The sequence below is a fragment of the Streptomyces sp. NPDC127106 genome (assembly GCF_042677605.1).
Taxonomy (GTDB): Bacteria; Actinomycetota; Actinomycetes; order Streptomycetales; family Streptomycetaceae; genus Streptomyces.
In genome coordinates this window covers 30,967-57,447 of sequence record NZ_JBHXTC010000029.1, presented here as the reverse complement: position 1 = coordinate 57,447, position 26,481 = coordinate 30,967, and the positions used below count along the sequence as shown (strand labels likewise).

Here is a 26,481-nt window from a genome sequence, read left to right as displayed (position 1 = left end):
GCGCCCCCCGCGCGCGGGCGGGGCGGGCGCGCCGCCCCCCGCGGCGCGGCCGCCGGCCCCGGGGGCGGCGGGCGCCCCCCCGGGCCGGGGGGCCCCCGACAGCGTACGGACCGGGGTGGGCTCCGCGACCGGCGCCGGGACCTCCACCTCCGGTCCCGCGACCTCCCGCCACACGGCGGGGCCGCCGCCCTCGTCGGCGTCGGTGCCCAGTAGCTTCCGGCAGTGCTCCACGATCTCCGCCGGGGTGGCCCGGTCCGCCGGATCGGCGGCCAGGCACCGGCCGATCAGCGGGCGCAACGCCTCCGGCAGCTCGTCCAGGTCGGGCGCCTCGTTCACGATCCGGTACAGCACGCTGAGCGAGGGGCCGTCCCCGTACAGCGGCCGCCCCAAGGCCGCGAACGCCGCCGTCTGCCCGAGCGCGAACACGTCGGTGGCCGCCGTGACCTCGTCCCCGGACGCCTGCTCGGGAGCCATGTAGGTCGGTGTGCCGACGGCCGCGCCGGTGGTCGTGTGGCGGGTGATGCCCGAGGCCAGCGAGATGCCGAAGTCGATCACGCGGGGCCCGTCGGCGGCCAGCAGCACGTTCGACGGCTTCATGTCGCGGTGCACGATCCCCGCGTCGTGGATGACCTGCAGCGCCTCGGCCACGCCCGCCACCAGCCACAGCACGGCCGGCACCGGCAGCGGTCCGCGCCGGGCGACGGCCTCGGTGAGCGAGGGGCCGGGCACGTACAGCGTGGCCAGCCAGGGCGGGGTGCCCTCGGCGTCGGCGTCGATCAGTTCGGCGGTGTACGCGCCCCGCACCCGGCGCGCCGCCTCCACCTCCCGGTGGAAGCGCCGCCGGAAGGAGGGGTCCCCGGCCAGCTCTGGCCGGACCACCTTGAGCGCCACCGGACGGCCGCCCCGGGTGTGCGACAGGTAGACCCGCCCCATGCCGCCCGCGCCCAGCCGGGCCGCTAGTCGGTAGCCGGCCACCACCTGCGGATCGTCCGCCTCGAGCGGCTGGAACATCTCGGCCGCGCTCTTCATGGGTCTTCTCCCCCTACGGTCTGCCGATCAGTAGATGAACTGATCAACGAGAGAGCTTAAGCGGCGGGCGGCGGCGGGAATCCGACGGGAGTCCGTGCGCGCCGCGGCGATGAGTCCGGGGCGGAGCGGGAGTCTGAACCGGTGCAACGGCAGCAGCAGCCGACACCGACCGCGATCCAGGAGCGCAGAGCCATGGGCAAGCTGACCCTCACCACCTTCCTCACCCTCGACGGTGTGATGCAGGCCCCCGGCGGGCCCGACGAGGACCGCCGGGGCGGCTTCGCGTACGGCGGCTGGGTGGTGCCCTTCTTCGACGACGCCGCGGGCGCGTTCGTCGACGAGAACTTCGACCGGGCCGGGGCGTTCCTGCTCGGGCGCCGGACGTACGAGATCTTCGCCGCGTACTGGCCGCAGAAGACCGACCCGGCGGACAAGATCGCGAGCCGGCTGAACAGCCTGCCGAAGTACGTCGCTTCGACCACCCTGAAGGACCCGGAGTGGGCCGGGACCACCGTCGTCGACGGGGAGGAGCCGCAGAGCGAGATCATGCGCGTCAAGGACGGCCTGGAGGAGGGCAAGGAGCTCCAGGTGCACGGCAGCGGACTGCTCGCGCAGTGGCTGCTGGCGCGGGACCTGGTGGACGAGATGCACCTGATGGTGTTCCCCGTCTACCTGGGCGGCGGACAGCGCCTGTTCCCCACCGGCGGGCTGCCGACTGCCTGCGAGCTGGTTTCCTCGCGCACGACCCCGAACGGGATCGCCATCCACACCTACCGCCCGAAGGGCCGTGCCACCTTCGGCACCTTCGACTGACGCGGAGGAGGGCGGGCGGGCCGCCGCGCCGCCGACCCCGCAGCCTCCTGAACGGGCCGCGGCCGGGCCCGCGGAGTGACCGGAAAGCGCCGGGCCAGAGGATCAACTGCCGCCGTAGGGTGGCCACATGCCTCAACCGGACATCAGCGGGAACTCCCCGGACTTCCAGGCCGACCCGTACCCCTTCTACGCCGGGCTGCGGGCCGCCGGTCCCGTCCACCCCGTCGGGGTCTCGGCGCCCGAGTACGCGCCGGGCTGGATCGTCGTCGGCCACGAGGAGGCCCGGCAGGCACTGAACCACCCGGACCTGGCCAAGGACTGGAGCAGCAGCCTGCCGGACGTGGCCCGCACCGCGGCCAACCTCAACATGCTGGAGTCCGACCCGCCCCGGCACACCCGGCTGCGGCGCCTGGTCGCCCGCGAGTTCACCACCCGCCGCGTCGAGGCGCTGCGCCCCCGCGTCCAGCAGGTCACCGACGAGCTCGTCGACGCGATGGCCGCCCGCCCCCAGCGCACCGCCGACCTCGTCGAGGCCGTCGCCTTCCCGCTGCCCATGACGGTGATCTGCGAGCTGCTCGGCGTCCCCGACCTGGACCGGGCCCGCTTCTCCTACTGGTCCAAGGAGGTCGTCGCCCCCTCCGGCGACACCCCGGACACCCGGGCCCACCGGGAGCTCAGCTCGTACCTCGGGGAGCTCCTCGCCAGCAAGGCCGAGGAGCCCGGCGAGGACCTGCTCAGCGCCCTGATCCGGACCCGGGACGAGGACGGCGACTCGCTCTCCCCGGACGAGCTGATCGGCATGGCCTTCCTGCTGCTGGTCGCCGGCCACGAGACCACCGTCCACCTCGTCGCCAACGGCGTCCGGGCCCTGCTCGCCCACCCCGCCCAGCTCGCCGACCTGCGCGCCGACTACGACGGCCTCCTCGACGGGGCGGTGGAGGAGATGCTCCGCTACGACGGCCCCGTCCAGAACGCCACGTACCGCTACGCCCGCCGGGAAGTGGATCTCGGCGGGACCACCATCCCGGCCGGGGCCACCGTCCTCGTCTCGCTGGCCGCAGCCGACCGCGACCCCCGCCGCTTCCCCGACCCGGACGCCTTCGACATCCGGCGCGCCCCGCAGGGCCACCTCGCCTTCGGCCACGGCCTGCACTTCTGCCTCGGCGCCCCGCTGGCCCGGATGGAGGGCCGGATCGCGATCCGCGCACTGCTGGAGCGGTTCCCCGGCCTGGCCGAGGACCCCGACGCCGGGCCGCCGGCCTGGATCGGCGGCAGCCTGATGCGGGGCGTGACCCGGCTTCCGGTGCGCTGGTAGCCGCTGCCCATGCCCGCACAGCTACGGCCGTCACGGTTCCGGCCGTCACAGGTCCGGCCGTCGCACGTCCGGTCGCCACAGCCCCGGCCGTCACACGTCCGGCCGTCACAGGTCCGGCAGCTCCGCCAGGGCCACCCGGCGTCGTTCCCGCCGCGACAGCTCGCAGGCCTCCGCCACCCGCAGCGCGGCGAGCGCCTCCCGGCCGTCGCAGGGGTTGGGTCCCTCGCCGCGGACCAGCCGGACGAAGGCCGTGAGCTCGGCCTCGTACGCGGGGCCGAACCGTTCCAGGAACCCCGTCCACGGCTTGGGGGCCGGGGGCGGGCCGTGCGGTTCCGTCGAGGCGATCGGCGTACGGTCGTCCAGCCCGGAGGAGACCTGGTCCAGTTCCCCGGCCAGCTCCATCCGCACGTCGTACCCGGCCCCGTTGCACCGCGTGCCCGTACAGGTCACCAGGGTGGAGTCGTCCAGGGTGAGCAAGGCCGCCGCCGTGTCCACGTCACCCACCTCGCGGAACCGGGGCGGACCCGCGTCCGAGCCGGTCGCGTACACGTCCGCGACCTCCCGCCCGGTCACCCAGCGGACCATGTCGAAGTCGTGGACCAGGCAGTCCCGGTACAGGCCCCCGGACGTGGCCAGGTACGCGGCGGGCGGCGGCGACGGATCGGCCGTCATCGTCCGTACGGTGTGCAACCGGCCCAGTGCCCCGGAGCGGACCAGCTCCCGCGCCGTACGGTAGCCCGCGTCGAAGCGGCGCATGAAGCCCAGCTGGAGCACCCCGTCCGCGGCGGCCACCTCGCGGAGCACCGCCAGGGTCCGGGGCAGGTCGGCGGCCAGCGGTTTCTCGCAGAAGACGGGCAGCCTGCTGCGGACGGCCCGCAGCACCAACTCGGCGTGCCCGTCGGTGGAGCAGGCCACGACGACGGCGTCCACGCCCCAGGTGAAGATCTGGTCCACGGACGGCGCGGCCGTGGCTCCCAGCCGGTCGGCGAGCCGGACGGCGCGCGCGGGATCGGCGTCGGCGAGCAGCAGCGAGCCGGCGTCCGGGTGGCGGGCCAGCGCCGCCGCATGGAAGGAGCCGATCCGTCCCGTTCCGATCAGCCCGATGCGCATGCACTCAACCTGGACCGCCCGGCGGAGGCTGTCAATCCGCATGGTGGCAGCAGAAGGGTGCGCGGGCGTCGGGAAGCCCCCGATGACCTCACATGCGCCCCTGTGGCGGATACTGGGCGGCTGAAACCGGAATGACCGCTTTGATATCGGCGGACGCGGCAGAGCAGCGCGCAGCGCAACGGTGCGCGGACGAGCACGGCACGAGGGAAGGGCACGCAGACGTGGCCAGGACAGGGACAGGGGTACGCGTCGTGGGCGCCGTGCTCGCGGCGGTACTGGGGGCCTCCCTCGTGGGCTGCAGCAGCACGGGCGGCAAACGCGCCGAGGAGCGGGCGAAGGCCGCCGCGGCGGGCCGGCCCGCCGTGTCCACCCCCCGCTGGACCTTCGCGATGATCACCCACGCGGGCGACGGCGACACCTTCTGGGACATCGTCCAGAAGGGCGCCAAGGAAGCAGCCGCCAAGGACAACATCAACTTCGTCTACGCCCACGACGACCAGGCGCAGCAGCAGGCCCAGTTCGTGCAGAACGCCATCGACCAGAAGGTCGACGGCATCATCGTGAGCCTGGCCAAGCCCGAGGCCCTCAAGGACGTGATCGGCAAGGCCGTCAAGGCCGGCATCCCGGTGGTCACCGTCAACTCCGGCTCCGCGCAGTCGGCGGAGTACGGCGCCCTGACCCACATCGGCCAGGACGAGCAGGTGGCGGGCGAGGCCGTCGGCACCGAGCTGACCAAGCGCGGCCGCACCAAGGCCGTCTGCGTCCTGCACGAGCAGGGCAACGTCGGCCACGAGCAGCGCTGCGCCGGGGCGAAGAAGACCTTCGGCGGCACGATGGAGAACCTGTACGTCGAGGGCACCAACATGCCCTCCGTCCAGGCCGCCGTCCAGGCGAAGCTCCAGGCCGACCCGTCCGTCGACGCGATCCTCACCCTCGGCGCCCCCTTCGCACCGACCGCCGTCAAGGCCAAGGAGGCCGCGGGCAGCAAGGCCGAGGTGGACACCTTCGACCTGAACGAGTCCGTCGCCCGCGACCTCAGGTCCGGCGCCCTCGGCTTCGCCGTCGACCAGCAGCCCTACCTCCAGGGCTACGAGGCCGTCGACCTGCTGTGGCTCTACCGCTACAACGCGGACGTGCTCGGCGGCGGCCGCCCGGTGCTCACCGGCCCGCAGATCGTGACCGGCGCCGAGGCCGCCGAGCTGGAGGAGTACATCAAGCGGGGCAGCCGATGACCACCCTCGCCCCCTCCCCGGCCCCCGGCCCGGCGCCCGCCCCGGGCGGCTCCGGCGACGAGCGGCTCGCGCCCTCCTCCCTGCTGCGCCGCCTGCTCGGCCGCCCCGAGCTGGGCGCGGTCGTCGGCGCCGCCGCCGTCTTCGTCTTCTTCTCCTTCGCCGCCCCCAGCTTCCTGCAGGCCTCCAGCCTCAGCACGATCCTGTACGCGGCCTCCACCATCGGGATCATGGCGGTCCCGGTGGCGCTGCTGATGATCGGCGGCGAGTTCGACCTCTCCGCCGGCGTCATGGTCACCACCGCGGCCCTGGTCAGCTCGATGTCCAGCTACCAGATGACCGCCAACGTGTGGGTCGGCGTCGGGGTGTCCCTGCTGGTCACCCTGGCCATCGGCTTCTTCAACGGGTTCATGCTGACCCGCACGAAGCTGCCGAGCTTCATCATCACGCTCGGCACCTTCCTGATGCTCACGGGCCTCAACCTCGGCTTCACCAAGCTGATCAGCGGCACTGTCTCCACCAAGCGCATCTCCGACATGGAGGGCTTCCCCTCCGCCCGCGCGCTCTTCGCCTCCCAGTGGACCGTCGGCGAGGTCACCCTCAAGGTCACCGTCCTGTGGTGGATCGCCCTGGTCGCCGTCGCCACCTGGATCCTGCTGCGCACCCGCGCCGGGAACTGGGTCTTCGCGGTCGGCGGGGCGGCGGACGCGGCCCGTGCCGTCGGCGTCCCGGTCGTGAAGACGCGGATCGGCCTCTACATGGGCGTCGCCCTGTGCGCCTGGATCTCCGGCCAGCACATCCTCTTCTCGTACGACGTCGTCCAGTCCGGCGAGGGCGTCGGCAACGAGCTGCTGTACATCATCGCGGCCGTCATCGGCGGCTGCCTGCTGACCGGGGGCTACGGATCCGCGATCGGCGCGGCCGTCGGCGCCTTCATCTTCGGCATGACGAGCAACGGCATCGTCTACGCCCAGTGGAACCCGGACTGGTTCAAGTTCTTCCTGGGCGCGATGCTGCTGCTGGCCGTGCTCCTCAACGCATGGGTCCGCAAGCGGGCGGAGGCACGGGCATGAGCACGGCACGGGCGAACACGGGCACGCCCCTCGTGAAGCTGACCGGCGTCAGCAAGCACTACGGCACCATCCGCGCGCTCCAGGACGTCTCCCTGGAGGTCTCCGCGGGCGAGATCACCTGCGTCCTCGGCGACAACGGCGCGGGCAAGTCCACCCTCATCAAGATCATCGCGGGGTTGCACCGGCACGATGCCGGCACCTTCGAGATCGAGGGCGAGGAGACCGTCCTCGCCAACCCGCGCGCCGCCCTCGACCTCGGCATCGCCACCGTCTACCAGGACCTCGCCGTCGTCCCGCTCATGCCCGTCTGGCGGAACTTCTTCCTCGGCTCCGAGCCCACCCGGGGCCGCGGCCCCTTCCGCCGCCTCGACGTGGACCTCATGCGCGCGACCACCCGCGCCGAGCTGCTGCGCATGGGCATCGACCTGCGCGACGTCGACCAGCCGATCGGCACCCTGTCCGGCGGCGAGCGGCAGTGCGTGGCCATCGCCCGCGCCGTCCACTTCGGCGCGAAGGTCCTCGTCCTCGACGAGCCCACCGCCGCCCTCGGCGTCAAGCAGTCCGGGGTCGTCCTCAAGTACGTCGCGGCCGCCCGCGACGCCGGCCTCGGCGTGGTCCTCATCACCCACAACCCGCACCACGCCCATTTGGTCGGGGACCGCTTCGTCCTGCTCAAGCGGGGCACCATGGCGGGCAGTCACACCCGCGACTCGATCACCCTCGACGAGCTCACCCGGCAGATGGCCGGCGGCTCCGAGCTGGACGAGCTGAGTCACGAGCTGGAGCGGGTGGCAGAATCGGACCGGCACCCCGCATCCGACCCCGCCGCAGACGGCACCGCACACGGCACCACCGCACCCTGAGGGACGACACGACTCGATGAGCACGTACCGGGACTTCACGCTCTCCCACCGGGGGTCGGCGCGGGGCACCGTCCTGCGGACCATCGGGACCCGTGAGCGCCGGTCGCACCTGACCGCCCCGCGCGTCCCCACCGTCGGCATCGACATCGGCGGCACCAAGGTCATGGCGGGCGTCGTCGACGCCGACGGCGTGATCCTGGAGAAGATCCGCACCGAGACCCCCGACAAGTCCAAGAGCCCCAAGGTCGTCGAGGACACCATCGTCGAGCTCGTGCTGGACCTGTCCGACCGGCACGACGTCCACGCCGTGGGCATCGGTGCGGCCGGCTGGGTCGACGCCGACCGCTCCCGCGTCCTCTTCGCCCCCCACCTGGCCTGGCGCGACGAGCCGCTGCGCGACGCCCTGCAGTCCCGCCTCGCCGTCCCCGTCATGGTCGACAACGACGCCAACACCGCCGCCTGGGCGGAATGGCGCTTCGGAGCCGGCCGCGGCGAGGACCACCTCGTCATGATCACCCTCGGTACCGGCATCGGCGGCGCCATCCTGGAGGGCGGCCAGGTCAAGCGGGGCAGGTTCGGCGTCGCCGGCGAGTTCGGGCACATGCAGGTCGTGCCCGGCGGCCACCGCTGCCCCTGCGGCAACCGCGGCTGCTGGGAGCAGTACAGCTCAGGCAACGCCCTGGTGCGCGAGGCCCGCGAGCTGGCCGCCGCCGACTCCCCGGTCGCGCACAACATCATCGCCCGGGTCGGCGGCAACATCCCCGAGATCACCGGACCTCTGATCACCGAGCTCGCCCGCGAGGGCGACGCCATGTGCGTCGAGCTGCTCGAGGACATCGGCCAGTGGCTCGGGGTGGGCATCGCCAACCTCGCCGCCGCCCTCGACCCCTCCTGCTTCGTCATCGGCGGCGGTGTCAGCGCCGCCGACGACCTGCTGATCGGCCCCGCCCGGGAAGCCTTCCGACGCCACCTCACCGGCCGCGGCTACCGGCCCGAGGCCCGCATCACCAAGGCCGAGCTCGGACCCGAGGCCGGTATGGTCGGCGCCGCCGACCTCGCCCGGCTCGTCGCCCGCCGCTTCCGCCGCGCCACGCGCCGCCGCGTCGAGCGGTACGAGCGCTACGCGCAGCTGGGCCGGCGCGTCACCCCACGCCCCGAGGACCAGGAAAAGAAGCAGTGACACCCCCCACCCTGCCCCGCCAGGCGTCCGCCCCCGACGAGGTGGCGCCGCCGACCGCGCCGACCGCGCCGAGCACGCCGACCGCGCCGACCCCGGCCGAGGACCGCAAGCACGTCGTCCGGCGCCGGTGGATCACCGCCGTCATCATCCTGCTGCTGATCGGCGTGCCCGCCGGCTACCTCGCCGTGTCCGCCCAGCAGAGCCGCGCCAGTGGCCGCGACAAGGCCGCCAAGGTCGGCGCCACCAAGGTGCGGCCCGGCTGGCCCTCCCGGGTGCAGCGCAGCATCTACGACGTCCCCATCCCGCTCAAGGCCTGGCGGGTGGGCTTCCTGGAGACCAACAACTGGCACACCAGCCGGCTGTACGTGCAGTTCGCCGTCACCCCGGCCGAGCTGGACGCCTTCCTCGAAAGCCTCGGCACCAGCCGTTCCGCGCTGACCCCCGAGGTCTCCGTCTCCGCGCACGACGCCGCCGTCGCCGGCTGGAGCTGGGGCCCGTCCAACAGCTGGTACGGGATCACCCTGGGGCAGCCCGCGCCGCGCCCCACCCGCGACGTCACCGTCGACCTCACCGACCCGGCCAAGCCCCGCGTCTACGTGGTCTCCACCGCCGTCCCGTAGCCGCCGGGCCCGGCGGGCGCTGGCCGCCGAGCGGCCTCGGGGACGTGGGGCACGTCTCCGCGCCGCCGGGCACGGCACCTCGCCGCGTTGCCGCGGAAACGCACCCCACTTCCCCGAGGCCGCTTAGCCTGGGATCATGAAGCTCACCAAGCGGCTGCACTCCTGCGTCCAGCTGGAGAAGGACGGGCGCGTGCTCGTCATCGACCCCGGCGCCTTCAGCGAGCCCGACGCGGGCCTCGGCGCCGACGTCCTGCTCGTCACGCACGAGCACCCGGACCACTTCGACGAGGGACGGCTGCGGGCCGCCCTCGACGCCAACCCCGCCGCCGGACTGTGGACCCTGCGCAGCGTCGCGGACCGCCTCGCGCCCGCCTACCCGGGCCGCGTGCACACCGTGGGCGACGGCGACGCCTTCACCGCGGCCGGCTTCGAGGTGCAGGTGCACGGCGAGCTCCACGCCGTGATCCACCCCGACGTCCCCCGGGTCACCAACGTCGGCTACCTCGTCGACGGCTCCCTCTTCCACCCCGGCGACGCGCTGACCGTCCCCGGCACCCCGGTGGAGACGCTGATGCTCCCCGTGCACGCCCCGTGGAACAAGGTCGCGGAAGTGATCGACTACGTCCGCGAGGTCAAGCCGGTCCGTGCCATCGACATCCACGATGCCTACCTCTCCGACATCGCCCGGCCCATCTACGACACGGCCCTGGAGAACCTGGGCGGAGCGCCGCACAGCCGGATGGCAGCAGGCGAGAGCGCCGCCCTCTGAGCGCCGCCCTCTGAGCGCCGCCCGCTGAGCGCAGGCCTCCGTGCGCAGGCCTCCGTGCGCCGGCCTCCGTGCGTCGGCCGGGTGTCGGCGCCGGGCGGTAGGTTGTCTGGTATGCGTATCGCCACCTTCAACGTCAACTCGATCACCGCCCGGCTGCCGCGGCTGCTGGCCTGGCTGGAGTCCTCCGGCACCGATGTGCTCTGCGTCCAGGAGACCAAGTGCACCGCCGAGCAGTTCCCCTTCGACGAGCTGCGCGAGCTGGGGTACGAGGCGGCCGTCAACGCCACCGGCCGGTGGAACGGCGTCGCCCTGATCTCCCGGGTCGGTCTGGAGGACGTGGTCGCGGGCCTGTCGGGCGGGCCCGACTACGAGGGCGTGCAGGAGCCCCGGGCGATCTCCGCGACCTGCGGCGGCGTCCGCCTGTGGTCGGTGTACGTGCCCAATGGCCGCGAGGTCGAGCACGACCACTACGGCTACAAGCTGGACTGGTTCGGCGCTCTGACCACCGCCGTCGCCGAGGACGCCGCCGGCCCCCGGCCCTTCGCGGTGCTCGGCGACTTCAACGTGGCCCCCACCGACGAGGACGTCTACGACGTGGCGGCCTTCGCGGGCCTCACCCACGTCACCCCCGCCGAGCGGGCCGCCCTGGAGGCACTGCGCGCCGCCGGCCTGTCGGACGTGGTGCCCCGCCCGCTGAAGTACGACCGCCCGTACACGTACTGGGACTACCGCCAGCTCTGTTTCCCCAAGAACCGCGGCATGCGCATCGACCTGGTGTACGGCAACGGGCCGTTCACCAAGGCCGTCAAGGACGCCTACGTGGACCGCGAGGAGCGCAAGGGCAAGGGCGCCTCCGACCACGCCCCCGTCGTTGTGGATCTCGACCTCGACGCGTAACGGCGGATTCAGGCGCGCCCTGTGGCCAGCAGGGCGCCGCGGTGCCAGGCTGGGCGGCATGAACATCCCCTTCCTGGACCACTGGCTCAACCGGAACGACACGGAACGGGGTGGTGCGGGACTCGCCGCCGCCCTCGCGCAGGACCCCGAAGGCGTCAGCGAGTTGTTCTCGGAGTGCGAGATGCTGCGCGTCCAGGCCCGCGCGGCCGGACTCGAACTCGACGAGACCCCGGCCTCCTTGGAGGCGCTGGACCAGCTGATGCCGCGCTGGCGCCGGGACCCCGAGCTCGTGCCGTGGCTCGGCAACGACGCCGGCCTCTACCTCGGCACGGTGATCATCCGGACCCGCCCGGGTGCGGGCTGGCAGGTGCGCCCGGACGGGCAGCCGGTGATCCTCCTGGCCTCGGGTCGGGAGCTGAACGTGGTGGAGTCCGGGGTGTCCTGGGCGATGACGGGATCCCCCGAACTCTCCCAGGCCTACGCCGAAGCCTCCGAAGGCTTCTAGACCCCGGGAACCGATCACCGGAGCCGCCGACCGGAACCGGAACCGGAACGGAGACCGTATGGCCGTCGACATCGTCTTCGAGACCCACTCGCTCACCGAGGACAACGAACGGGGCATCGCCACCGGCCTGCTGCCCGGCAGGCTCTCCGCGGCGGGCCGGCGCCTCGCCGCCGAGCTCGGCGAACGCCGCCGGGACGACGGTCTCGCGGCCGTCTTCGTCTCGGACCTGCACCGGGCGGTGGAGACCGCCGACATCGCCTTCGCCGGCAGCCCCGTCCCCGTGCACCGCGACCCGCGGCTGCGGGAATGCGACTACGGCACCCTGAACGGCCGCCCGGTGGCCGATCTGGCCGGCCGCCGCGCCCGGCACGTCGACACCCCCTTCCCCGGCGGCCAGAGCTACCGGCAGGTCATCGAGGCCACCGCCGACTTCCTCCGCGACCTGGCCGCCGCCCGGGGCGGTCAGCGCGTCCTCCTCATCTCCCACTCGGCCAACAAGTGGGCGCTCGACTGCCTCCTGCGCGGGGCCTCGATCGAGGACCTGGTGGACGCACCGTTCGACTGGCGGGAGGGCTGGCACTACACCCTCCCCGCGGACTGGGTGCCGGCGGAAGCCGCCCCCGGTGCGCCCGGCCCCGGGCGTGTCGACGGGTGAAGTGCGGCCGTTGCCCGGATAGTTGAGCCTGGCCTCGGCACACGACCAAGGGGGCGGGCATGGCCGTCGAACCGCTGATCGAGCTGCGGGACGTGAACAAGCACTACGGGCAGCTACACGTCCTGAAGGACATCAACCTCACCGTCGGCCGCGGGGAGGTGGTGGTGGTCATCGGCCCGTCCGGCTCCGGCAAGTCGACCCTGTGCCGGACCATCAACCGGCTGGAGACCGTCGAGTCGGGCACGATCACCCTCGACGGCCAGCCGATGCCCGCCGAGGGCAAGGACCTGGCCGCGCTGCGCGCCGAGGTCGGGATGGTCTTCCAGTCCTTCAACCTCTTCGCGCACAAGACGGTCCTCGCCAACGTCTCGCTCGCGCAGGTCAAGGTCAGGAAGCGCGGCAGGGCGGAGGCCGACCGGCGCTCCCGGGAGCTGCTGGAGCGCGTCGGCCTCGCCGACCAGGCCGCGAAGTTCCCCGCGCAGCTCTCGGGCGGCCAGCAGCAGCGGGTGGCCATCGCCCGCGCCCTGGCCATGGACCCCAAGGCGCTCCTCTTCGACGAGCCCACCTCCGCCCTCGACCCAGAGATGATCAACGAGGTGCTGGAGGTCATGCGGCAGCTGGCGGCGGAGGGCATGACCATGGTCGTGGTCACCCACGAGATGGGCTTCGCCCGCTCCGCCGCCAACCGCGTCGTCTTCATGGCCGACGGCACGATCGTCGAGGACCGCTCGCCGGAGGAGTTCTTCACCGCTCCCGCGAGCGACCGCGCCAAGGACTTCCTCTCCAAGATCCTCAAGCACTGAGCTCAGCGCAGGGGGACCGCCACGTACGACGGGTCGGTGGCGGGGGAGGTGAAGGTGAGCTGGGCGCCGAAGGGGTTGTACTCCGCGTAGAGGGGGTCGACGGTGTCGATGACGAGGGCCAGCCGGTGGCCGGCCGGGACGTCGTACGCCGTCGAGAACAGGTCCAGGTCCACGCCGAAGGAGCGACCAGGGGTCTTGCCGTGGAAGGTGTACGGGGCGTGGGTGACCAGCTTGCCGATGCCGAGCGGGCCCACGTCGTAGAGGTACGCGACGAAGGTGCCGTCGGCCTTGGTGGGCGTGACGGTGGTGTGCAGTCGCGCCGTGCCGCGGACCTGCTTGTCGCTGCCGTACCGCTCCGACTGCCAGACGGCGGCGAAGGTGCGCGGCAGCAGCGGGATGGACGCCGTCGGCGGGATCTTGACGAACTGGTCCAGGGCGCTGGAGAGGAGGACGACGCCGCCGTCGGCCCCGGTGTTGACGCCGGTGAAGAGGTGCTCGGTGTCGTTCAGCGCGAGCTTCTCGGTGGCGGCCGCGCCGACCGACTTCCAGTCCGCGTAGCCCTCGTAGCCGCCGGCGCTGCGGGACTTGATCTGCACCGGGGCCTCGGTGTCCACCCCGTTGCGCTCGCCCTTGAGGTGGCGGTCGAACCAGCGGCGGGCGTTGGTCCAGGTGTCGTTGGGCAGGCCGAGCAGGCCCGTGCCCTCGGCGGTGGCGTGGTCGCCGGGGCGGAACTCCAGCCGCTTGGGACCGGTCAGCTTCTCGAAGAAGGAGGCGTACTGGTTGGGCGGGAAGATGGTGTCGCCCCAGGCGTTGCCCAGCATGACCGCGGTGCCGTTGGCGTTGATGCGGTCGACCTGCTCCGAGGCCGAGCGCACCCGGCCCCACTCGATCATCTCGTGCTCCCGGTCCAGGCGGGAGCTCATGAAGTCGGCGAGGATCTTGTCGAGTTCGGGGCCCGGGCGGCCGGTGGCGCGGCCGACGGCGCCGAGCAGGCCGGCGGCCTGGAGGTGCTGGGTGCGGCCGGAGTAGATGGACTCGATGAGGTCGGCCCAGCCGCTGAGCGCCACCACGGTCGTGATCCGCGGGTCGTGTGCGGAGGCGAGCAGGCTGATGCCCGCCCCGTACGAGACCCCGCCCACGCCGATGCGGCCGGCGTCGGCGGGGGTGTGGGCCAGCGCCCAGTCGATGACGGCGGAGACGTCGGCGACGTCCGGCGGGCCGGCCACCTCGATCTGCCCGCCGGAGAGCCAGAAACCGCGGGAGGCGTAACTGACCACGACGTAGCCCGAGTCGGCGAGCTTCTTCGCCTGGGCGATGTATTCGATCTGCGGCATGCCCCAGCTGCCGGGCAGCACGATCAGCGGGTACGTCCGGCCCGCCCCGGCGCCGGCCGGGGCGAACACGTTGCCCTTGAGGGTGATGCCGCCCGACCCCGGGATGTCGTGGAAGGTGAGCCCGGGCACGGCCGCTGACGCCGCGGCGGAAGGGTCGGTGGGGGAGGGGGCCGGTGCCGCCGCCCGGGCCTGCTGGGGGGTCAGCCCCAGGGCGGCCACGGTCAGGGCAGCAGCCACGGCCGCCGCGGTGGGGGTGCGGACCATCGTGGGCTCCTCGCATGCGCCTACGTCGAAGTGACCCGACGGTAACGGGAGTTGCTTACCTCAGGTAACCCATCAGTAAGTTACGCGAGGGTAACGATTGATCGAATTCCCCGTGAGATCGCGGCGGACGCGGCGGCCCTGTCGGCCCCGGTGGAACGGTCGTCCCTGGTCAGCCGTTCTGCGGGGCGCCGTTCAGCGCGCTCTTGGCCTTCCACTCGTCCCAGGACAGGTTCCACTCGCCGTACCCGTTGCCGATGTCCGCCTTGCCCTTGGAGCCGTTCCCCGTCACCTCGACCGCGTCGCCGACCTGGGACGAGTCGAACAGCCACTTCGCGTCGGAGTCGCTCATCCCCACGCAGCCGGAACTGGCGTTGGCCCGGCCGAAGTTTCCGGCGTTCCACGGCGCGGCGTGGATGTACATGCCCGACCAGGTCACCCGCATCGAGTAGTCGACCAACTTGTCGTAGGAGTCGCCCAGCCCGACGGTCTGGGAGTCCATCCGGATGGTGCCCTCCTTGGTCATCAGCACCATCTTCCCGGACCAGGAGGCCTTCTTGCCGCCGGGCGTGCCTGCCGAGACCGGGATCGTCTTCACGGTCTGGCCGTCCTCGACCACCGACATCTTCTTGCTGTCGAGGTCGACCTGCAGCCTGCGGTCCTTGCCGATCTTGAAGTTGGTGTCGTAGTCGCGCACGAAGTAACCGCCGCCCTGGCCGGAGTCCACGCCGTTCAGGCTCATCTCGACCTTGACCTCGGTGCCCGACTTCCAGTACTCCTTCGGCCGCCAGTCCACGCGGTCGTTGCCGGCGTGGTCCTTGACCCAGCCCCAGGAGCCCTCGGTGTTGTTCGAGGTGGTCACCTTCAGGCGCTTCTCCACCTCGGCCTTGTTCTTCACCGGGTTGTCGAAGACCAGCGAGACGGGCTGGGCCACGCCCACCGTGGAGCCCTTGCCGGGGACGATCGAGACCTTGTTCACCTTGTCCGCGGCCGCGGTCTTGAACTGGGCGCTCGCGTTCTGGCTGTTCGTGTCCTGCGCCTCGACCTTGTAGTCCGTGCCGGGCGCCGCGTTGCGCTCCGAGGTCCAGGTCCGGCCGTCGTCGGCTATCTTCCCGGGCAGCTCGCCGCCCTTGCCGTCGGACACCTTCACCTGGGCGAACTTGCCCGCGGTGAGCGTGACCTTCACCGGCTCGCCGGGCTTGGCCTGGTCGCCCGTGAGGTTCACGGAGATCGCCATGGGCGGCTGGTTCTTCGGGTCCGCCGCGCCGTCGGCCTTGTCGCCCCCACCGGAGCCGCCCGTGCAGGCGGTCAGCGCTGCGGCCATGAGTGCGGTGCCCGCCAGCATGGCGTGGCGGCGGTGTGCGAAACGGCGTGTGCGGCTCAACGAAAACCCCTCCAAAGCAACGGTCGTCCGGATTGGGAGATGCGGACAGGGCGACTCTAGGTTGCGTAAACCGCGGAAAAGATCTGACTTTCCGCTTGTGACACGGACCGCAGCGAAACGGTCATCATTCGGTCACGAACGCCGCGCAGGTCCGTCACGGACGCCTGTGAGGCTCCTGTGCATCCCGCCCCGGACGTACAGGAAGGCCGATCCGCCGTGTGCGCACTGCTCGCGACCCCCGCCCACCGGAAGCGGGAGCTGGAGACCCGCTCCCTGACGGCGGCCGAATACCGTGCCTTCCTCGACCGGAACCGGAATGCAAGCTTTCTGCAGTACCCGTCCTGGGCCGGGGTAAAGGACCTGTGGCGCTCGGAAACGGTCGGATGGCACCACCCCGACGGGGAAATCGCCGGAGCCGCGCTCGTGCTCTACCGCCAATTCCCCGGCACCCGGAAATACTTCGCCTACCTCCCCGAGGGCCCCGTCGCGGACTGGGCCGACCCGGACCTCGATCGCTGGCTCACCCCGCTGCTGCGCCACCTGCGCGCGGCCGGCGCCTTCGCCGTGCGGATCGGGCCCTCTCCCGCTTACCGCCGCTGGGAGGCCGCCACCCTCAAGGCCGCCGCCGGCCCCGGTCGGCGGCTGTCGGACGTCCTGGCCGCCGAGGTCGACCCGGTCGGTGCCGCACTCGCCGACCGGCTGCGCACCCGGGGCTGGCGGCGCTGCGGCGGCGAGGACGACGGCGACGCCCAGCCCCGCCACGTCTTCCGCGTCCCGCTGGCCGGCCGCACCGTGGACGACCTGTGGTCCGGGCTCAACCAGGAGTGGCGGCGCAACGTGCGCAAGGCCGAGAAATCCGGTGTCCGGGTGGTCCTCGGGACCGCCGCCGACCTGCCCGAGTTCCACCGGCTGCTGGGCGTCACGGAGGAACGCGACGGCTTCCGGCTCGGCCGCTCCCTGGCGTACTACGAGCAGCAGTACGCGGCACTCAACGCCGAGGCCCCGGGCCGGATGCGGCTCTACCTGGCCGTCCACGAGGGCGAGGTCCTCGCCGCCCACACCATGATCACCGCCGGTCGCCGGGTCTGGTACCAGACCGGCGCCTCCGCCGACCACCGCCGCGAGGTGCGCCCCAGCAACGCCCTGCAGTGGCACATGATGCGCGACGCACACGCCCTCGGAGCGGACGAATACGACATGCGCGGGATACCCTCCACTCTTGACCCCGCCGAACGCTCATTCGGACTGCTGCGCTGGAAGCTCGGTACCGGCGGACACGTCGTCGAAACGCTCGGAGAGTGGGAGATACCGTTGGAGGGATACGCCAACACGGCGTTCTACAAGGCCTTCCAGGCCTACCTGGCCCGCCGGTGACGGCCGCCGCACCCGCCGCCGATGCCGCGGCCAGCGCCGCCGGCGCGCACCACACCACGCCCGCCGCCGCAGCCCCCACGACCTCGGTGCTGCGCAGCGGAGCGCTGATGGCCGCCGGCTCGATCGTCTCCCGCGCCACCGGGTTCGTCCGCTCCGCCGTCGTCGTCGCCGCGCTCGGCACCGGGCTGCTCGGCGACGCCTACGCCGTCTCCAACACCGTCCCGAACATCCTCTACATGCTGCTCGTCGGCGGCGCCCTCAACGCCGTCTTCGTGCCCGAGCTGGTCCGCGCCGCCAAGGAGCACCAGGACCGCGGCGCCGCCTACACCGACCGGCTGCTGACCGCCTGCACGACCGTGCTCGTGCTGCTCACCGCCGTCGCCGTGCTGGCCGCGCCGCTGATCGTGGCCGCGTACACCCCGTACACCGGCAGCCAGGCGAGCACCACCGTGGCCCTGGCCCGCTACTGCCTCCCGCAGATCCTGTTCTACGGCCTGTTCACCCTGCTCGGGCAAGTGCTGAACGCCCGTGGCCGGTTCGGCGCGATGATGTGGACCCCGGTCCTCAACAACCTCGTCATCATCGGCGTCTTCGGCCTCTTCCTGTACCTCTCGCACCACGGCGCACAGGGGCTCACCGCCGGCGAGACCCGGCTCCTCGGCCTCGGCACCACCGCCGGCATCGTCGTCCAGGCCCTCGCCCTCATACCCTCCCTGCGCGCCGCCGGCTTCCGCTGGCGCCCCCGCTTCGACTGGCGCGGCCAGGGCATGGCCCGGCCGCTGCGCAACGCGGGCTGGCTGGTCATGCTCGTGTTCACCAACCAGATCGGCTACTGGGTCGTGACCCGCCTGTCCACCACCGCCGGCCGGCAGGCCGTGGAAGCCGGCCTCGCGGGCGGCGCCGGCTACACCGCCTACAGCAACGCCTACCAGCTGTGGATCGTCCCGCAGGGCATCATCACCGTCTCCCTCGTGACCGCCCTCATGCCCCGGATGAGCGCCGCCGCCACCGACGGCGACCTCGCCGCGGTCCGCCGCGACGTGTCGTACGCGCTGCGCTCCAGCGCCGCCCTCGTCGTTCCGGCCGCAGCGCTCTTCGCCGCCCTCGCCCCCTGGGTGATGGGCAGCGTCTTCGGGTACGGCCGCACCGGCGCCGCCGACATCGAGGTCATGGCGGGCATGCTCGTCGCGTTCGCCCCCGGCCTGATCGCCTTCTCCGGCCAGTACGTCCTCTCGCGCGGCTTCTACGCCCTCTCCGACACCCGGACCCCGTTCTTCCTCAACCTGGTCATCGCCGGGCTGAACGCCGGACTCTCCGCCGCCGCCTACCTGCTGCTGCCCCCGCGCTGGTCCGTCACCGGCATGGCCGCCGCCTACACCGTCGCGCTCTTCGCCGGCCTCGCCCTCACCGCGTACGTCCTCGCCCGCCGGCTCGGCCCGCGCCGGAGCGGCCCCGCAGCGGACCCCGCAGCGGACCCCGCCACCGCGCTCGGCACCCACCTGCGGCTGCTCGCCGCCGCCCTGCCGGCCGCCGCCGCCGGGTACGCGGCCGCCCGCGTCGCCGACCGGTACGGCCTCGGCGACCTCACCGCGGCCGGAGCGGGAACCGCAGTGATCGCCCTCGTCGTCGTCCTCCTCGCCGGGCCGCTGCGCCTGACCGGGATCACCGATCTGCTGCGCTCCCTGCGGCGCCGGACCGGCCGCCGCTAGCCGGGGGACACCGACCACCACCACCCTTGGACACGACCGGATGCCACGCGTACTGCTGATCGAGGACGACCCCTCCGTACGGGAGGGGGTGGGCCTGGGCCTGCGCCGCCGGGGCCACGAGGTGAGCGCCGCCGACACCGGCGAGGCCGGCCTCGCCCTGATGGGGAGCTTCCGCCCGGAACTGGTACTGCTCGACCTCATGCTCCCCGGCATCAACGGGGTGCAGGTCTGCCGCCGGATCCGCGAGACCAGCCAGGTCCCGATCATCATGCTGACCGCCCGCGGCGACGACTTCGACATCGTCGTCGGCCTGGAGGCCGGGGCCGACGACTACATCGTCAAACCCGCCCGCACCGAGGTCATCGAGGCCCGTATCAAGGCCGTCCTGCGCCGCCTCGGCGACACCGCGACCGCCGCCCGGCCCGGGGTGGAGTTCCACGCGGAGCTCGCCATCGACCGCGCCGGCCTGACCGTCGCCAGGAACGGCGCACGCGTCCCCCTCGCCCCCAGCGAGCTCAAACTGCTGCTGCACCTGTCCGCCTCGCCCGAGCAGGTCTTCTCCCGCCAGCAACTGCTGGAGTACGTGTGGGAGCACAGCTACCACGCCGACGCCCGGCTCGTGGACGCCTGCGTCCGCCGGCTGCGCCACAAGCTGGAGGACCCCGCCGCGGCCCCCCGCTACATCCAGACCGTCCGCGGCTTCGGCTACCGCTTCGGCCCCCTGTAGGCACCCCGGTGGGACGCATCGCACGCATCGCCCCCCTCGGGCTGCGCACCCGGCTGATCGCGGCCTTCCTGCTGGTCGCCGCGATCAGCGCGGTGAGCACGGCCGCCCTCACCTACCAGCAGGCCCGCAACGCCGTCCTCAAGCAGAGCCAGGACACCGCCGTCAGCACGCTGCGCGACCTGGTCGAGAGCCAGTCCGTCACCCTGCCGATGGACCAGCCGCAGCTCCAGCGCATCGTGAGCGAGCTCGGCAAGCGCGGCAAACCGCACCCCTGGACCGTCTTCGCCGAGTACGGCAGCCTGCGCGCCTCCAGTTTCGGCGACCCCGTCTCCACCGTGGTCACCGACCAGCTCCGCCGGCAGGTCGGCAAGAACCCGCACGGCGCCTTCCAGCGGGTCGTCGACGACAGCGGCGCCCCGTTCGTCGCCGTCGGGATGCCCGCCGTCTTCGAACGCCAGGGCGTCCGCCGGCCCACCGGCCTCGTCGTCTTCGCCACCATGCCGCTGGTCACCGAGCGCCAGACCGTGGAGGCCATGGTCGAAGCCGCCAAACAGGGCGCCGTACCCGGCCTCGCCATCGCCGTCGTCCCCGCGCTCCTCGCCGCCCGCAGCGTGCTGCGCCCCGTACGGGACATGCGCTCGGCCGCCGAGCACCTGGGCCGCGGCCGCCTCGACACCCGGATCGAGGTCCGCGGCGCCGACGAACTCGCCGGACTCGCCCGCACCTTCAACGAGACCGCCGGCGCCCTCGAACGGTCCGTGAGCGAACTGCGGGAGGCCGAGACCCGGGCGCGGCGCTTCGCCTCCGACGTCTCCCACGAACTGCGCACCCCGCTCGCCGGGATGCTCGCCGTCACCGAGGTCCTCGACGAGGACGCCGAGCGCCTCGACCCCGACACGGCCGCCGCCCTCCGCCTGATCAGCGCCGAGACCGGCAAACTCGCCGTCCTCGTCGAGGACCTGATGGAGATCTCCCGCTTCGACGCCCGCGCCGCCGAGCTCAACCTCGACGACGTCGACGCCGCCGAAGCCGTCCGCAAGTCCCTGGAGCGCCGCCACTGGGACGACGAACGCGTCGTCACCGACCTGCCGCGGCAGGTCCGCGCCCGGCTCGACCCCCGCCGCTTCGACGTGGTCCTCGCCAACCTCGTCGGCAACGCCCTGCGGCACGGCAGCGCCCCGGTCCGCGTCACCGTGCGGACCGAACCCCGGCCGGGCGGGCCCCGGCTCCTGATCGAGGTCGCCGACAGCGGGCCCGGCATCGCCCCCGAGGTGCTGCCGCACATCTTCGACCGGTTCTTCAAGGCCGACGCCGCCCGCACCCGTTCCGCGGGCAGCGGCCTCGGCCTCGCCATCACCCTGGAGAACGTCCGCCTGCACGGCGGGACCCTGCGCGCCGCGAACGGGCCCGCCGGGGGAGCCGTGTTCACCATCGACATGCCGCTGGAGGCCGACGCGTGACCAGGAGCGTGACGAGGAGCGTGACCCGGACGCGCCCGGCGGCCGCCGCCGGACTCCCCGCCCTGCTCGCCTGCACGGTGCTCGCCGGCTGCGGGATCAAGCCCACCGGGGTCGTCGAGAGCGGCGCCCCCGCCAAGGTGACCGTGGCCGCGCCCGCCGCACGGCCGCTCGTGTACTTCGTCGACCCCGAAGACCGGCTCCTCGCCACCCCGCAGGTGGCGTACGCGGGGGACGGGCTGGACGTCGGCCTGGTCCGGCTGCTCGCGGGCCCCGCCGAGGAGGACAAGGCCGCCGGGCTGCGGACCGCGCTGCCCCGCGTCGACTTCAAGACGGCCACCGGGACCCGGGTCGTCGCCACCGCGCAGGACGTGATCGAGGTGCGGCTCCCGTTCAAGGTCGGCGGCCTGTCGGAACTCGCCCGCCGCCAGGTCGTGTGCACCGCGCTCTCCAACAGCGCCTCGCACGTCCGCGCCGCGCTGCGCGGCACGGACACCGTCCTGCAGGCCCAGCAGTGCACCACGGGCGTCGTCCTCTGACCGGAGGCACCCGGCCGGTCAGCTGCCGGAGCCGCGGTCTCTTGCGGGGAACGCCCCGCGCCGCCACCGTGGGCGCATGCATCCCCCCGCCGCCCCGCGGCCCGAAGCCGACCTCCCCGACATCGCCGACCTCCCCGACGTCTTCGACCCCCGCATCTACGCCACGGGCATCCCGCACGACGGCTACCGGCTGCTGCGCGACCGGCACCCGGTGGCCCGGCAGGACGAGCCGGAGATCCAGGGCTGGCCGGCCGGACCCGGCTTCTGGGCGGTCACCCGCCACGCCGACGTGGTCCGCGTGCTCCGCGACCACACCACCTACTCCTCCTGGCTGGGGGCCACCCAGATCCGCGACCCCGACCCGGCCGACCTGCCCTTCCTGCGCCGCACCATGCTCAACCAGGACCCTTCCCCCGGGCCCTGCGGGCCCGGGCGGACCGCTACGGACCACGGCCGGCTGCGCCGCCTGGTCTCCCGCGCCTTCACCCCCGCCCGCGTCGACGCCTTCGCCGCCCGGGTCCGGGAGCGGGCCCGTACGCTGCTCGCCGAAGCCCGCGCGAAGGCCGAGGACGGGGCCGCCGACGTCGTCGCCGCCGTCACCGACGAGTACGCCCTGCTGAACCTGACGGACCTGCTGGGCATCCCGCCCGGCGACCGTGCCCTGCTGCTGGAGTGGACCGTACGGGTCATCGGCTACCAGGACCCCGAGGACGCGCCCGAACCCCTGCGCGGCCCCGACGGCACGCCCCTCAACCCCCGGTCACCGGCGCTGCTGGGCGAGATGTTCGGCTACGCGCGCGAACTGGCCGCCCACAAGCGCCGCCACCCGGGCGACGACGTGATGACCTCCCTCGCCGAGGCCGGACTCGAACCGGCCGAGCTGGAGATGTTCTTCTTCCTGCTCACCGTCGCGGGCAACGACACCGTGCGCAGCGCGGCCCCCGGCGGACTGCTCGCCCTCGCGCAGGCCCCGGACGCGTACCGCAGGCTGGCCGCCGGGGAGGTGCCGGCCGGCCGGGCCGTGGAGGAGCTCCTGCGCGTCCACCCGCCCGTGCTCAGCTTCCGCCGCACCGCGGCCGTCGACACCGAACTCGCCGGTCAGCCGATCCGGGCCGGGGACAAGGTGGTGGTCTTCCACGCCTCCGCCAACCACGACGAGCGCGTCTTCGCCGATCCCGGCCGCCTCGACCTCGACCGGTTCCCCAATCCGCACGTCTCCTTCGGGGACGGCCCGCACGTCTGCCTCGGCGCCCACTTCGCCCGGCTCCAGCTGCGCGTCCTCCACGAGGAGTGGCGTGCGGCCATGCCCGCGCCGGAACTCGCCGGCCCGCCGCGCCGGCTGGTGTCGAACTTCATCAACGGGATCACGCGGCTGCCGCTGCGGGTGTCCGGGCCGGCTCGGTGACGTCCGCGAGCAGCTCGGTCACGTCCGGGCCGTAGGCGTCGGAGTTGGTCACCTTCAGCACGACGCAGAACGAGTCCCCCCGGTACTTGCGGGCCAGCTCCCGGTGGTTGCGGGCCAGGTACCGGGCGCCCGCCTGGTTGCTGATCGCCGTCTGCCCCGATATCAGGAACACCGGTCGGGTTCCCGGACCGGTCGTCAGTCGGGCCAGCAGCACGTGCTCCGCCCGGCCCTTGTCGTAGCGGTACGCCTCTGCTCCGACGTGGATCGCCAGGCGGTCCGGTTCCGGCTCCTCGAACGCGCCGATCCGCACGCCCGGCAGCATGGTGGACAGGTGGGCCACCGTCCGGGCGTTCGAGGAGGGGCCGCCCACACAGAATTCCGTGCGTTCGCCGACGCCCTGGCGGACCTCGTCGTGGGAGACGAGCTGGAGGGTCGCGCCACAGTCCTTGATCAGGGCCGATATCTCCAGCAGCGCGAAGGCGTCGTTACGGTGTACCGACCACGCATCGGCGTCCGGCTTACGGTTGACCACGAACAGGCAGTCCGAGCCGGTGGGCAGGCCGAAGAGCGCCTGTTTGCGGCGCAGCGCGCGGCGCCACAGGAAGGTCCGCGCGAACCAGCCGAAGCCGCCGCTGACGGCGGTGGCCACCACCCCGAGCACGATGTTGCGCAGGTCGTCGTTCATGCGCGGGATGCTAGCCCGTACCGGGTCTTCCTGACGCGGGGGGTTCGGTGAAGTTACAGTGCCGACCGCAGCCCTGTCGCAGGGGGCCTGACAGGCCGTCGACCGGAGGTACGCCATGCGTCGTCCCGCTCCACGCCACTTAAGCCTCGCCGCCGCCCTCGCCGGGGCGCTCGTGTCCACCGGCGCCGCGGCCCCGCCGTCGACGGCCGGTGGACCTCCGGCCAAGGTGCCCGTCGCCGTGGGCTACGGCGGGGTCGTCGCCAGCGTCGACCCCGACGCCACCGCCGTCGGCATCGCCGTCCTGCGGGCCGGCGGGAACGCGACGGACGCCGCGGTCGCCACGGCCGCCGCGCTCGGCGTCACCGAGCCGTACTCCGCCGGCATCGGCGGGGGCGGCTACTTCGTCCACTACGACGCCAGGACCCGCCGGGTGCAGACCATCGACGGCCGCGAGACCGCGCCGAAGTCGGCCACCGCCGGGCTCTTCCTGGAGAACGGGGTGCCCATCCCGTTCGCCGAGGCCCAGACCAGCGGCCTCTCGGTCGGTGTCCCCGGCACGCCCGCCACCTGGCAGAGCGCCCTGGACGCCTGGGGAACCCGCCCGCTGTCCAAGCTGCTGAAGCCCGCCGAGAAGCTGGCCCGCGACGGGTTCAAGGTCGACGCCACCTTCCGCGCCCAGACCGAGGCCAACGAGGCCCGCTTCAAGGACTTCCCGGCCACGAGCGAGCTGTTCCTGCCGGGCGGCGCCCTGCCGGTGGTCGGCTCCACCTTCAAGAACCCGGACCTGGCGGCCACGTACGCCGAGCTCGCACGCAACGGCGCCGGAGCGATGTACCGGTGGCCGCTCGCCGACGAGATCGTCAACACCGTCCGCAAGCCCCCCGTCGGCCCGTCCGCCACCCGCACCGTCCGTCCCGGCGACCTCACCACCCAGGACATGCGCGCCTACGGGACCAAGCGGCAGGAGCCGACCCGGATCGAGTACCGCGGGCTCGACGTCTACAGCATGGCGCCGTCCTCCTCCGGCGGCACCACCGTGGGCGAGGCCCTGAACATGCTGGAGCGCACCGATCTGCGAGCCCTCTCCGAGGTGCAGTACTTCCAACACGTGATCGAGGCCTCCCGGATCTCCTTCGCCGACCGGGGTCGGTGGGTCGGCGACCCGGCCTTCGAGCAGGTGCCCACCCGCCAGCTGCTGTCGCAGCGGTTCGCCGACGCGCGCGGCTGCCTGATCAACCCGGAACACGCCCTGACCAGCCCGCTGGCGCCGGGTGACCCGTACCACCCGAAGCCCTGCGACGCCCCGGGCCGGCCCGCGCCGACCACGTACGAGGGCGAGAACACCACGCACCTGACGGTCGCCGACCGCTGGGGGAACGTCGTCTCGTACACCCTGACCATCGAGTCCACCGGCGGCAGCGCGATCACCGTGCCCGGCCGCGGCTTCCTCCTCAACAACGAGCTGACCGACTTCTCCTTCGCCCCGGCCGCGCCAGGGGTACCCGACCCGAACCTGCCCGGCCCGGGCAAGCGGCCCCGCTCGTCCATGTCCCCGACGATCGTGCTGGAGCACGGCCGGCCGGTCCTCGCGGTGGGCTCGCCGGGCGGCGCCACCATCATCACCACCGTCCTGCAGGTCCTCACCGAGCACCTGGACCGGGGCTTGCCGCTGGTCGACGCGATCGCCGCGCCGCGGGCCAGCCAGCGCAACCAGCCCACCACGGAGCTGGAACCCGCCCTGTGGAACAGTCCGCTGCGCGGCCAGCTGGAGAAACTGGGCCAGGCGTTCCGGCTGAACCAGGAGATCGGCGCAGCCACCGGCGTCCAGCGGCTCCCGGACGGGCGCTGGCTCGCGGCCACCGAGAAGACCCGGCGGGGCGGCGGCTCGGCCATGGCGGTCCACCCGCACGGCAAGCCGTAACACGATCAGAGCGCGGTGAGGATCCTCGGGCCGTCGGCGGTGATCGCGACCGTGTGCTCCGCGTGCGCGGCACGGCTGCCGTCGACGGTCCGCAGGGTCCAGCCGTCCCCGTCGCAGCGGTATTCGTCCCCGCCGCCCGCCGTCACCATCGGCTCGATCGCCAGGACCATGCCCGGGCGCAGCTCCATGCCGCGCCCGGGCCGGCCCTCGTTGGGCACGGACGGGTCCTCGTGCATGCTGCGGCCGATGCCGTGGCCCCCGAAGTCCTCCGGGATGCCGTATCCGGCGGCGCGGCAGACCGTGCCGACGGCGTGCGCGATGTCCCCGATCCGGTTGCCGGGCACGGCGGCGGCGATACCGGCGGCCAGGGCCGCCTCGGCCGTCTCGATCAGCCGCAGGTCGGCGGGGCGGGGGCGGCCGACGGTGAAGCTGACCGCCGCGTCCCCGACCCAGCCGCCGAGCCGGGCCCCGCAGTCGATGCTCACCAGGTCGCCGTCGCGGAGCCGGCGGCCGTCCGGGACGCCGTGCACGATCGCGTCGTTGACGGAGGCACAGATCACCCCCGGGAAGGGGACCGGCGCGAAATGCGGCCGGTAGCCGAGGAAGGGCGAGGTCGCCCCCGCCCCGGCGAGGACGCCGCGGGCCACCCGGTCCAGCTCCAGCAGGGACACCCCGACGCGCGCGGCATCCCGTACGGCCGCCAGGGCGTGGGCGACGACCCGGCCCGCGGCGCGCATCTCGTCGATCGACTGTTCCGTCTTGATCTCTACCATGCCAATAACTATACCGGTAAACCTATACCGGTAAAGATGTAACGGTAAACT

25 protein-coding genes are annotated in these 26,481 nt (G+C 73.0%); 19 read left to right on the top strand and 6 right to left on the bottom strand.

The annotated features are described in order from the left end of the window. Nucleotides 1–1,029: serine/threonine-protein kinase (locus ACFVGY_RS23145; RefSeq protein ID WP_385680291.1), on the bottom strand; the 1,029-nt coding region annotated here is incomplete at its 3' end. A gap of 192 nt (nucleotides 1,030–1,221) precedes the next feature. Here ACFVGY_RS23145 and ACFVGY_RS23140 point away from each other — a divergent pair. Together ACFVGY_RS23140 and ACFVGY_RS23135 are read left to right on the top strand one after the other, a co-directional pair. Next, nucleotides 1,222–1,842 (top strand): dihydrofolate reductase family protein, encoded by a 621-nt coding sequence (locus tag ACFVGY_RS23140; protein WP_385680289.1) that lies wholly within the window; start codon nucleotides 1,222–1,224, stop codon nucleotides 1,840–1,842. Between the two features lie 127 nt (nucleotides 1,843–1,969). Next, nucleotides 1,970–3,157: a cytochrome P450 gene (locus tag ACFVGY_RS23135; RefSeq protein ID WP_385680287.1), complete on the top strand. Its 1,188-nt coding sequence runs from the start codon at nucleotides 1,970–1,972 to the stop codon at nucleotides 3,155–3,157. A gap of 105 nt (nucleotides 3,158–3,262) precedes the next feature. Here the strand turns inward: ACFVGY_RS23135 and ACFVGY_RS23130 are convergent, their stop codons facing one another. Beyond that, nucleotides 3,263–4,267 (bottom strand): Gfo/Idh/MocA family oxidoreductase, encoded by a 1,005-nt coding sequence (locus tag ACFVGY_RS23130; RefSeq protein WP_385680353.1) that lies wholly within the window; start codon nucleotides 4,265–4,267, stop codon nucleotides 3,263–3,265. Between the two features lie 251 nt (nucleotides 4,268–4,518). On the opposite strand from ACFVGY_RS23130, the gene ACFVGY_RS23125 reads away from it, so the two are divergent. The 10 genes from ACFVGY_RS23125 to ACFVGY_RS23080 all read left to right on the top strand — a co-directional run bounded on the left by ACFVGY_RS23125 (nucleotide 4,519) and on the right by ACFVGY_RS23080 (nucleotide 12,861). Beyond that, nucleotides 4,519–5,499 carry a sugar ABC transporter substrate-binding protein gene (locus ACFVGY_RS23125; protein ID WP_385680285.1) on the top strand — a complete coding sequence of 327 codons (981 nt, stop codon included), beginning with the start codon at nucleotides 4,519–4,521 and terminating at the stop codon, nucleotides 5,497–5,499. Next, nucleotides 5,496–6,569 (top strand): ABC transporter permease, encoded by a 1,074-nt coding sequence (locus tag ACFVGY_RS23120; RefSeq protein WP_385680283.1) that lies wholly within the window; start codon nucleotides 5,496–5,498, stop codon nucleotides 6,567–6,569. Before ACFVGY_RS23125 ends, ACFVGY_RS23120 begins: the two co-directional genes overlap by 4 nt. Further along, nucleotides 6,566–7,432: an ATP-binding cassette domain-containing protein gene (locus tag ACFVGY_RS23115; RefSeq protein ID WP_385680281.1), complete on the top strand. Its 867-nt coding sequence runs from the start codon at nucleotides 6,566–6,568 to the stop codon at nucleotides 7,430–7,432. The genes ACFVGY_RS23120 and ACFVGY_RS23115 overlap by 4 nt, the downstream gene beginning before the upstream one ends. 16 nt (nucleotides 7,433–7,448) lie before the next feature. Further along, a complete protein-coding gene (locus tag ACFVGY_RS23110; protein ID WP_385680279.1) occupies nucleotides 7,449–8,612 on the top strand; it encodes an ROK family glucokinase in 1,164 nt (387 codons plus the stop codon). Then, nucleotides 8,609–9,232 (top strand): hypothetical protein, encoded by a 624-nt coding sequence (locus tag ACFVGY_RS23105; protein WP_385680277.1) that lies wholly within the window; start codon nucleotides 8,609–8,611, stop codon nucleotides 9,230–9,232. Before ACFVGY_RS23110 ends, ACFVGY_RS23105 begins: the two co-directional genes overlap by 4 nt. 136 nt (nucleotides 9,233–9,368) lie before the next feature. Then, nucleotides 9,369–10,001, top strand: a complete 633-nt coding sequence (locus ACFVGY_RS23100) for an MBL fold metallo-hydrolase (RefSeq protein ID WP_385680275.1) — start codon at nucleotides 9,369–9,371, stop codon at nucleotides 9,999–10,001. 111 nt (nucleotides 10,002–10,112) lie between these two features. Further along, nucleotides 10,113–10,898, top strand: a complete 786-nt coding sequence (locus tag ACFVGY_RS23095; RefSeq protein WP_385680273.1) for an exodeoxyribonuclease III — start codon at nucleotides 10,113–10,115, stop codon at nucleotides 10,896–10,898. Nucleotides 10,899–10,956: 58 nt separating this feature from the next. After that, complete coding sequence (locus tag ACFVGY_RS23090; protein ID WP_385680271.1) at nucleotides 10,957–11,403, top strand: DUF6278 family protein; 447 nt, start codon at nucleotides 10,957–10,959, stop codon at nucleotides 11,401–11,403. 58 nt (nucleotides 11,404–11,461) lie between these two features. After that, nucleotides 11,462–12,058 (top strand): histidine phosphatase family protein, encoded by a 597-nt coding sequence (locus ACFVGY_RS23085; RefSeq protein WP_385680269.1) that lies wholly within the window; start codon nucleotides 11,462–11,464, stop codon nucleotides 12,056–12,058. Between the two features lie 59 nt (nucleotides 12,059–12,117). Beyond that, nucleotides 12,118–12,861, top strand: a complete 744-nt coding sequence (locus tag ACFVGY_RS23080; protein ID WP_385680267.1) for an amino acid ABC transporter ATP-binding protein — start codon at nucleotides 12,118–12,120, stop codon at nucleotides 12,859–12,861. A 2-nt stretch (nucleotides 12,862–12,863) separates the two neighbouring features. Here the strand turns inward: ACFVGY_RS23080 and ACFVGY_RS23075 are convergent, their stop codons facing one another. Together ACFVGY_RS23075 and ACFVGY_RS23070 are read right to left on the bottom strand one after the other, a co-directional pair. Beyond that, nucleotides 12,864–14,459 (bottom strand): CocE/NonD family hydrolase, encoded by a 1,596-nt coding sequence (locus tag ACFVGY_RS23075; RefSeq protein WP_385680265.1) that lies wholly within the window; start codon nucleotides 14,457–14,459, stop codon nucleotides 12,864–12,866. A gap of 169 nt (nucleotides 14,460–14,628) precedes the next feature. Then, complete coding sequence (locus ACFVGY_RS23070) at nucleotides 14,629–15,840, bottom strand: Ig-like domain-containing protein (RefSeq protein WP_385680263.1); 1,212 nt, start codon at nucleotides 15,838–15,840, stop codon at nucleotides 14,629–14,631. A 216-nt stretch (nucleotides 15,841–16,056) separates the two neighbouring features. Here ACFVGY_RS23070 and ACFVGY_RS23065 point away from each other — a divergent pair, with 216 nt between their 5' ends. The 6 genes from ACFVGY_RS23065 to ACFVGY_RS23040 all read left to right on the top strand — a co-directional run bounded on the left by ACFVGY_RS23065 (nucleotide 16,057) and on the right by ACFVGY_RS23040 (nucleotide 23,051). Then, entirely contained in the window at nucleotides 16,057–17,214 is a 1,158-nt protein-coding gene (locus ACFVGY_RS23065; protein WP_385680261.1) for a lipid II:glycine glycyltransferase FemX, read from the top strand. After that, nucleotides 17,211–18,923: a murein biosynthesis integral membrane protein MurJ gene (gene murJ, locus ACFVGY_RS23060; RefSeq protein WP_385680259.1), complete on the top strand. Its 1,713-nt coding sequence runs from the start codon at nucleotides 17,211–17,213 to the stop codon at nucleotides 18,921–18,923. Before ACFVGY_RS23065 ends, murJ begins: the two co-directional genes overlap by 4 nt. Nucleotides 18,924–18,963: 40 nt before the next feature. Continuing rightward, entirely contained in the window at nucleotides 18,964–19,650 is a 687-nt protein-coding gene (locus tag ACFVGY_RS23055) for a response regulator (RefSeq protein ID WP_385680257.1), read from the top strand. Nucleotides 19,651–19,667: 17 nt separating this feature from the next. After that, nucleotides 19,668–21,110 (top strand): ATP-binding protein, encoded by a 1,443-nt coding sequence (locus ACFVGY_RS23050; protein WP_385680351.1) that lies wholly within the window; start codon nucleotides 19,668–19,670, stop codon nucleotides 21,108–21,110. A gap of 20 nt (nucleotides 21,111–21,130) precedes the next feature. Further along, nucleotides 21,131–21,646: a hypothetical protein gene (locus ACFVGY_RS23045; RefSeq protein WP_385680255.1), complete on the top strand. Its 516-nt coding sequence runs from the start codon at nucleotides 21,131–21,133 to the stop codon at nucleotides 21,644–21,646. 76 nt (nucleotides 21,647–21,722) lie between these two features. Continuing rightward, complete coding sequence (locus ACFVGY_RS23040; RefSeq protein WP_385680253.1) at nucleotides 21,723–23,051, top strand: cytochrome P450; 1,329 nt, start codon at nucleotides 21,723–21,725, stop codon at nucleotides 23,049–23,051. On the opposite strand, the gene ACFVGY_RS23035 is transcribed toward ACFVGY_RS23040, so the two are convergent. Then, the gene (locus tag ACFVGY_RS23035) at nucleotides 23,011–23,736 is read right to left on the bottom strand and encodes a hypothetical protein (protein ID WP_385680251.1); all 726 of its coding nucleotides are present in this window, start codon (nucleotides 23,734–23,736) and stop codon (nucleotides 23,011–23,013) included. The genes ACFVGY_RS23040 and ACFVGY_RS23035 overlap by 41 nt on opposite strands. A 115-nt stretch (nucleotides 23,737–23,851) precedes the next feature. On the opposite strand from ACFVGY_RS23035, the gene ggt reads away from it, so the two are divergent. Further along, nucleotides 23,852–25,657 carry a gamma-glutamyltransferase gene (gene ggt / locus ACFVGY_RS23030; protein WP_385680249.1) on the top strand — a complete coding sequence of 602 codons (1,806 nt, stop codon included), beginning with the start codon at nucleotides 23,852–23,854 and terminating at the stop codon, nucleotides 25,655–25,657. A gap of 5 nt (nucleotides 25,658–25,662) precedes the next feature. Here the strand turns inward: ggt and map are convergent, their stop codons facing one another. Next, nucleotides 25,663–26,430, bottom strand: a complete 768-nt coding sequence (gene map / locus ACFVGY_RS23025) for a type I methionyl aminopeptidase (protein WP_385680247.1) — start codon at nucleotides 26,428–26,430, stop codon at nucleotides 25,663–25,665. Nucleotides 26,431–26,481: the final 51 nt, after the last annotated feature.

Coding starts and splice junctions, on each gene's coding strand:
- ACFVGY_RS23140 (WP_385680289.1), top strand. CDS start 1,222: ATGGGCAAGCTGACCCTCACCACCTTCCTCACCCTCGACGGTGTGATG.
- ACFVGY_RS23135 (WP_385680287.1), top strand. CDS start 1,970: ATGCCTCAACCGGACATCAGCGGGAACTCCCCGGACTTCCAGGCCGAC.
- ACFVGY_RS23130 (WP_385680353.1), bottom strand. CDS start 4,267: ATGCGCATCGGGCTGATCGGAACGGGACGGATCGGCTCCTTCCATGCG.
- ACFVGY_RS23120 (WP_385680283.1), top strand. CDS start 5,496: ATGACCACCCTCGCCCCCTCCCCGGCCCCCGGCCCGGCGCCCGCCCCG.
- ACFVGY_RS23115 (WP_385680281.1), top strand. CDS start 6,566: ATGAGCACGGCACGGGCGAACACGGGCACGCCCCTCGTGAAGCTGACC.
- ACFVGY_RS23110 (WP_385680279.1), top strand. CDS start 7,449: ATGAGCACGTACCGGGACTTCACGCTCTCCCACCGGGGGTCGGCGCGG.
- ACFVGY_RS23100 (WP_385680275.1), top strand. CDS start 9,369: ATGAAGCTCACCAAGCGGCTGCACTCCTGCGTCCAGCTGGAGAAGGAC.
- ACFVGY_RS23095 (WP_385680273.1), top strand. CDS start 10,113: ATGCGTATCGCCACCTTCAACGTCAACTCGATCACCGCCCGGCTGCCG.
- ACFVGY_RS23090 (WP_385680271.1), top strand. CDS start 10,957: ATGAACATCCCCTTCCTGGACCACTGGCTCAACCGGAACGACACGGAA.
- ACFVGY_RS23085 (WP_385680269.1), top strand. CDS start 11,462: ATGGCCGTCGACATCGTCTTCGAGACCCACTCGCTCACCGAGGACAAC.
- ACFVGY_RS23080 (WP_385680267.1), top strand. CDS start 12,118: ATGGCCGTCGAACCGCTGATCGAGCTGCGGGACGTGAACAAGCACTAC.
- ACFVGY_RS23075 (WP_385680265.1), bottom strand. CDS start 14,459: ATGGTCCGCACCCCCACCGCGGCGGCCGTGGCTGCTGCCCTGACCGTG.
- ACFVGY_RS23055 (WP_385680257.1), top strand. CDS start 18,964: ATGCCACGCGTACTGCTGATCGAGGACGACCCCTCCGTACGGGAGGGG.
- ACFVGY_RS23040 (WP_385680253.1), top strand. CDS start 21,723: ATGCATCCCCCCGCCGCCCCGCGGCCCGAAGCCGACCTCCCCGACATC.
- ACFVGY_RS23035 (WP_385680251.1), bottom strand. CDS start 23,736: ATGAACGACGACCTGCGCAACATCGTGCTCGGGGTGGTGGCCACCGCC.
- ggt (WP_385680249.1), top strand. CDS start 23,852: ATGCGTCGTCCCGCTCCACGCCACTTAAGCCTCGCCGCCGCCCTCGCC.
- map (WP_385680247.1), bottom strand. CDS start 26,430: ATGGTAGAGATCAAGACGGAACAGTCGATCGACGAGATGCGCGCCGCG.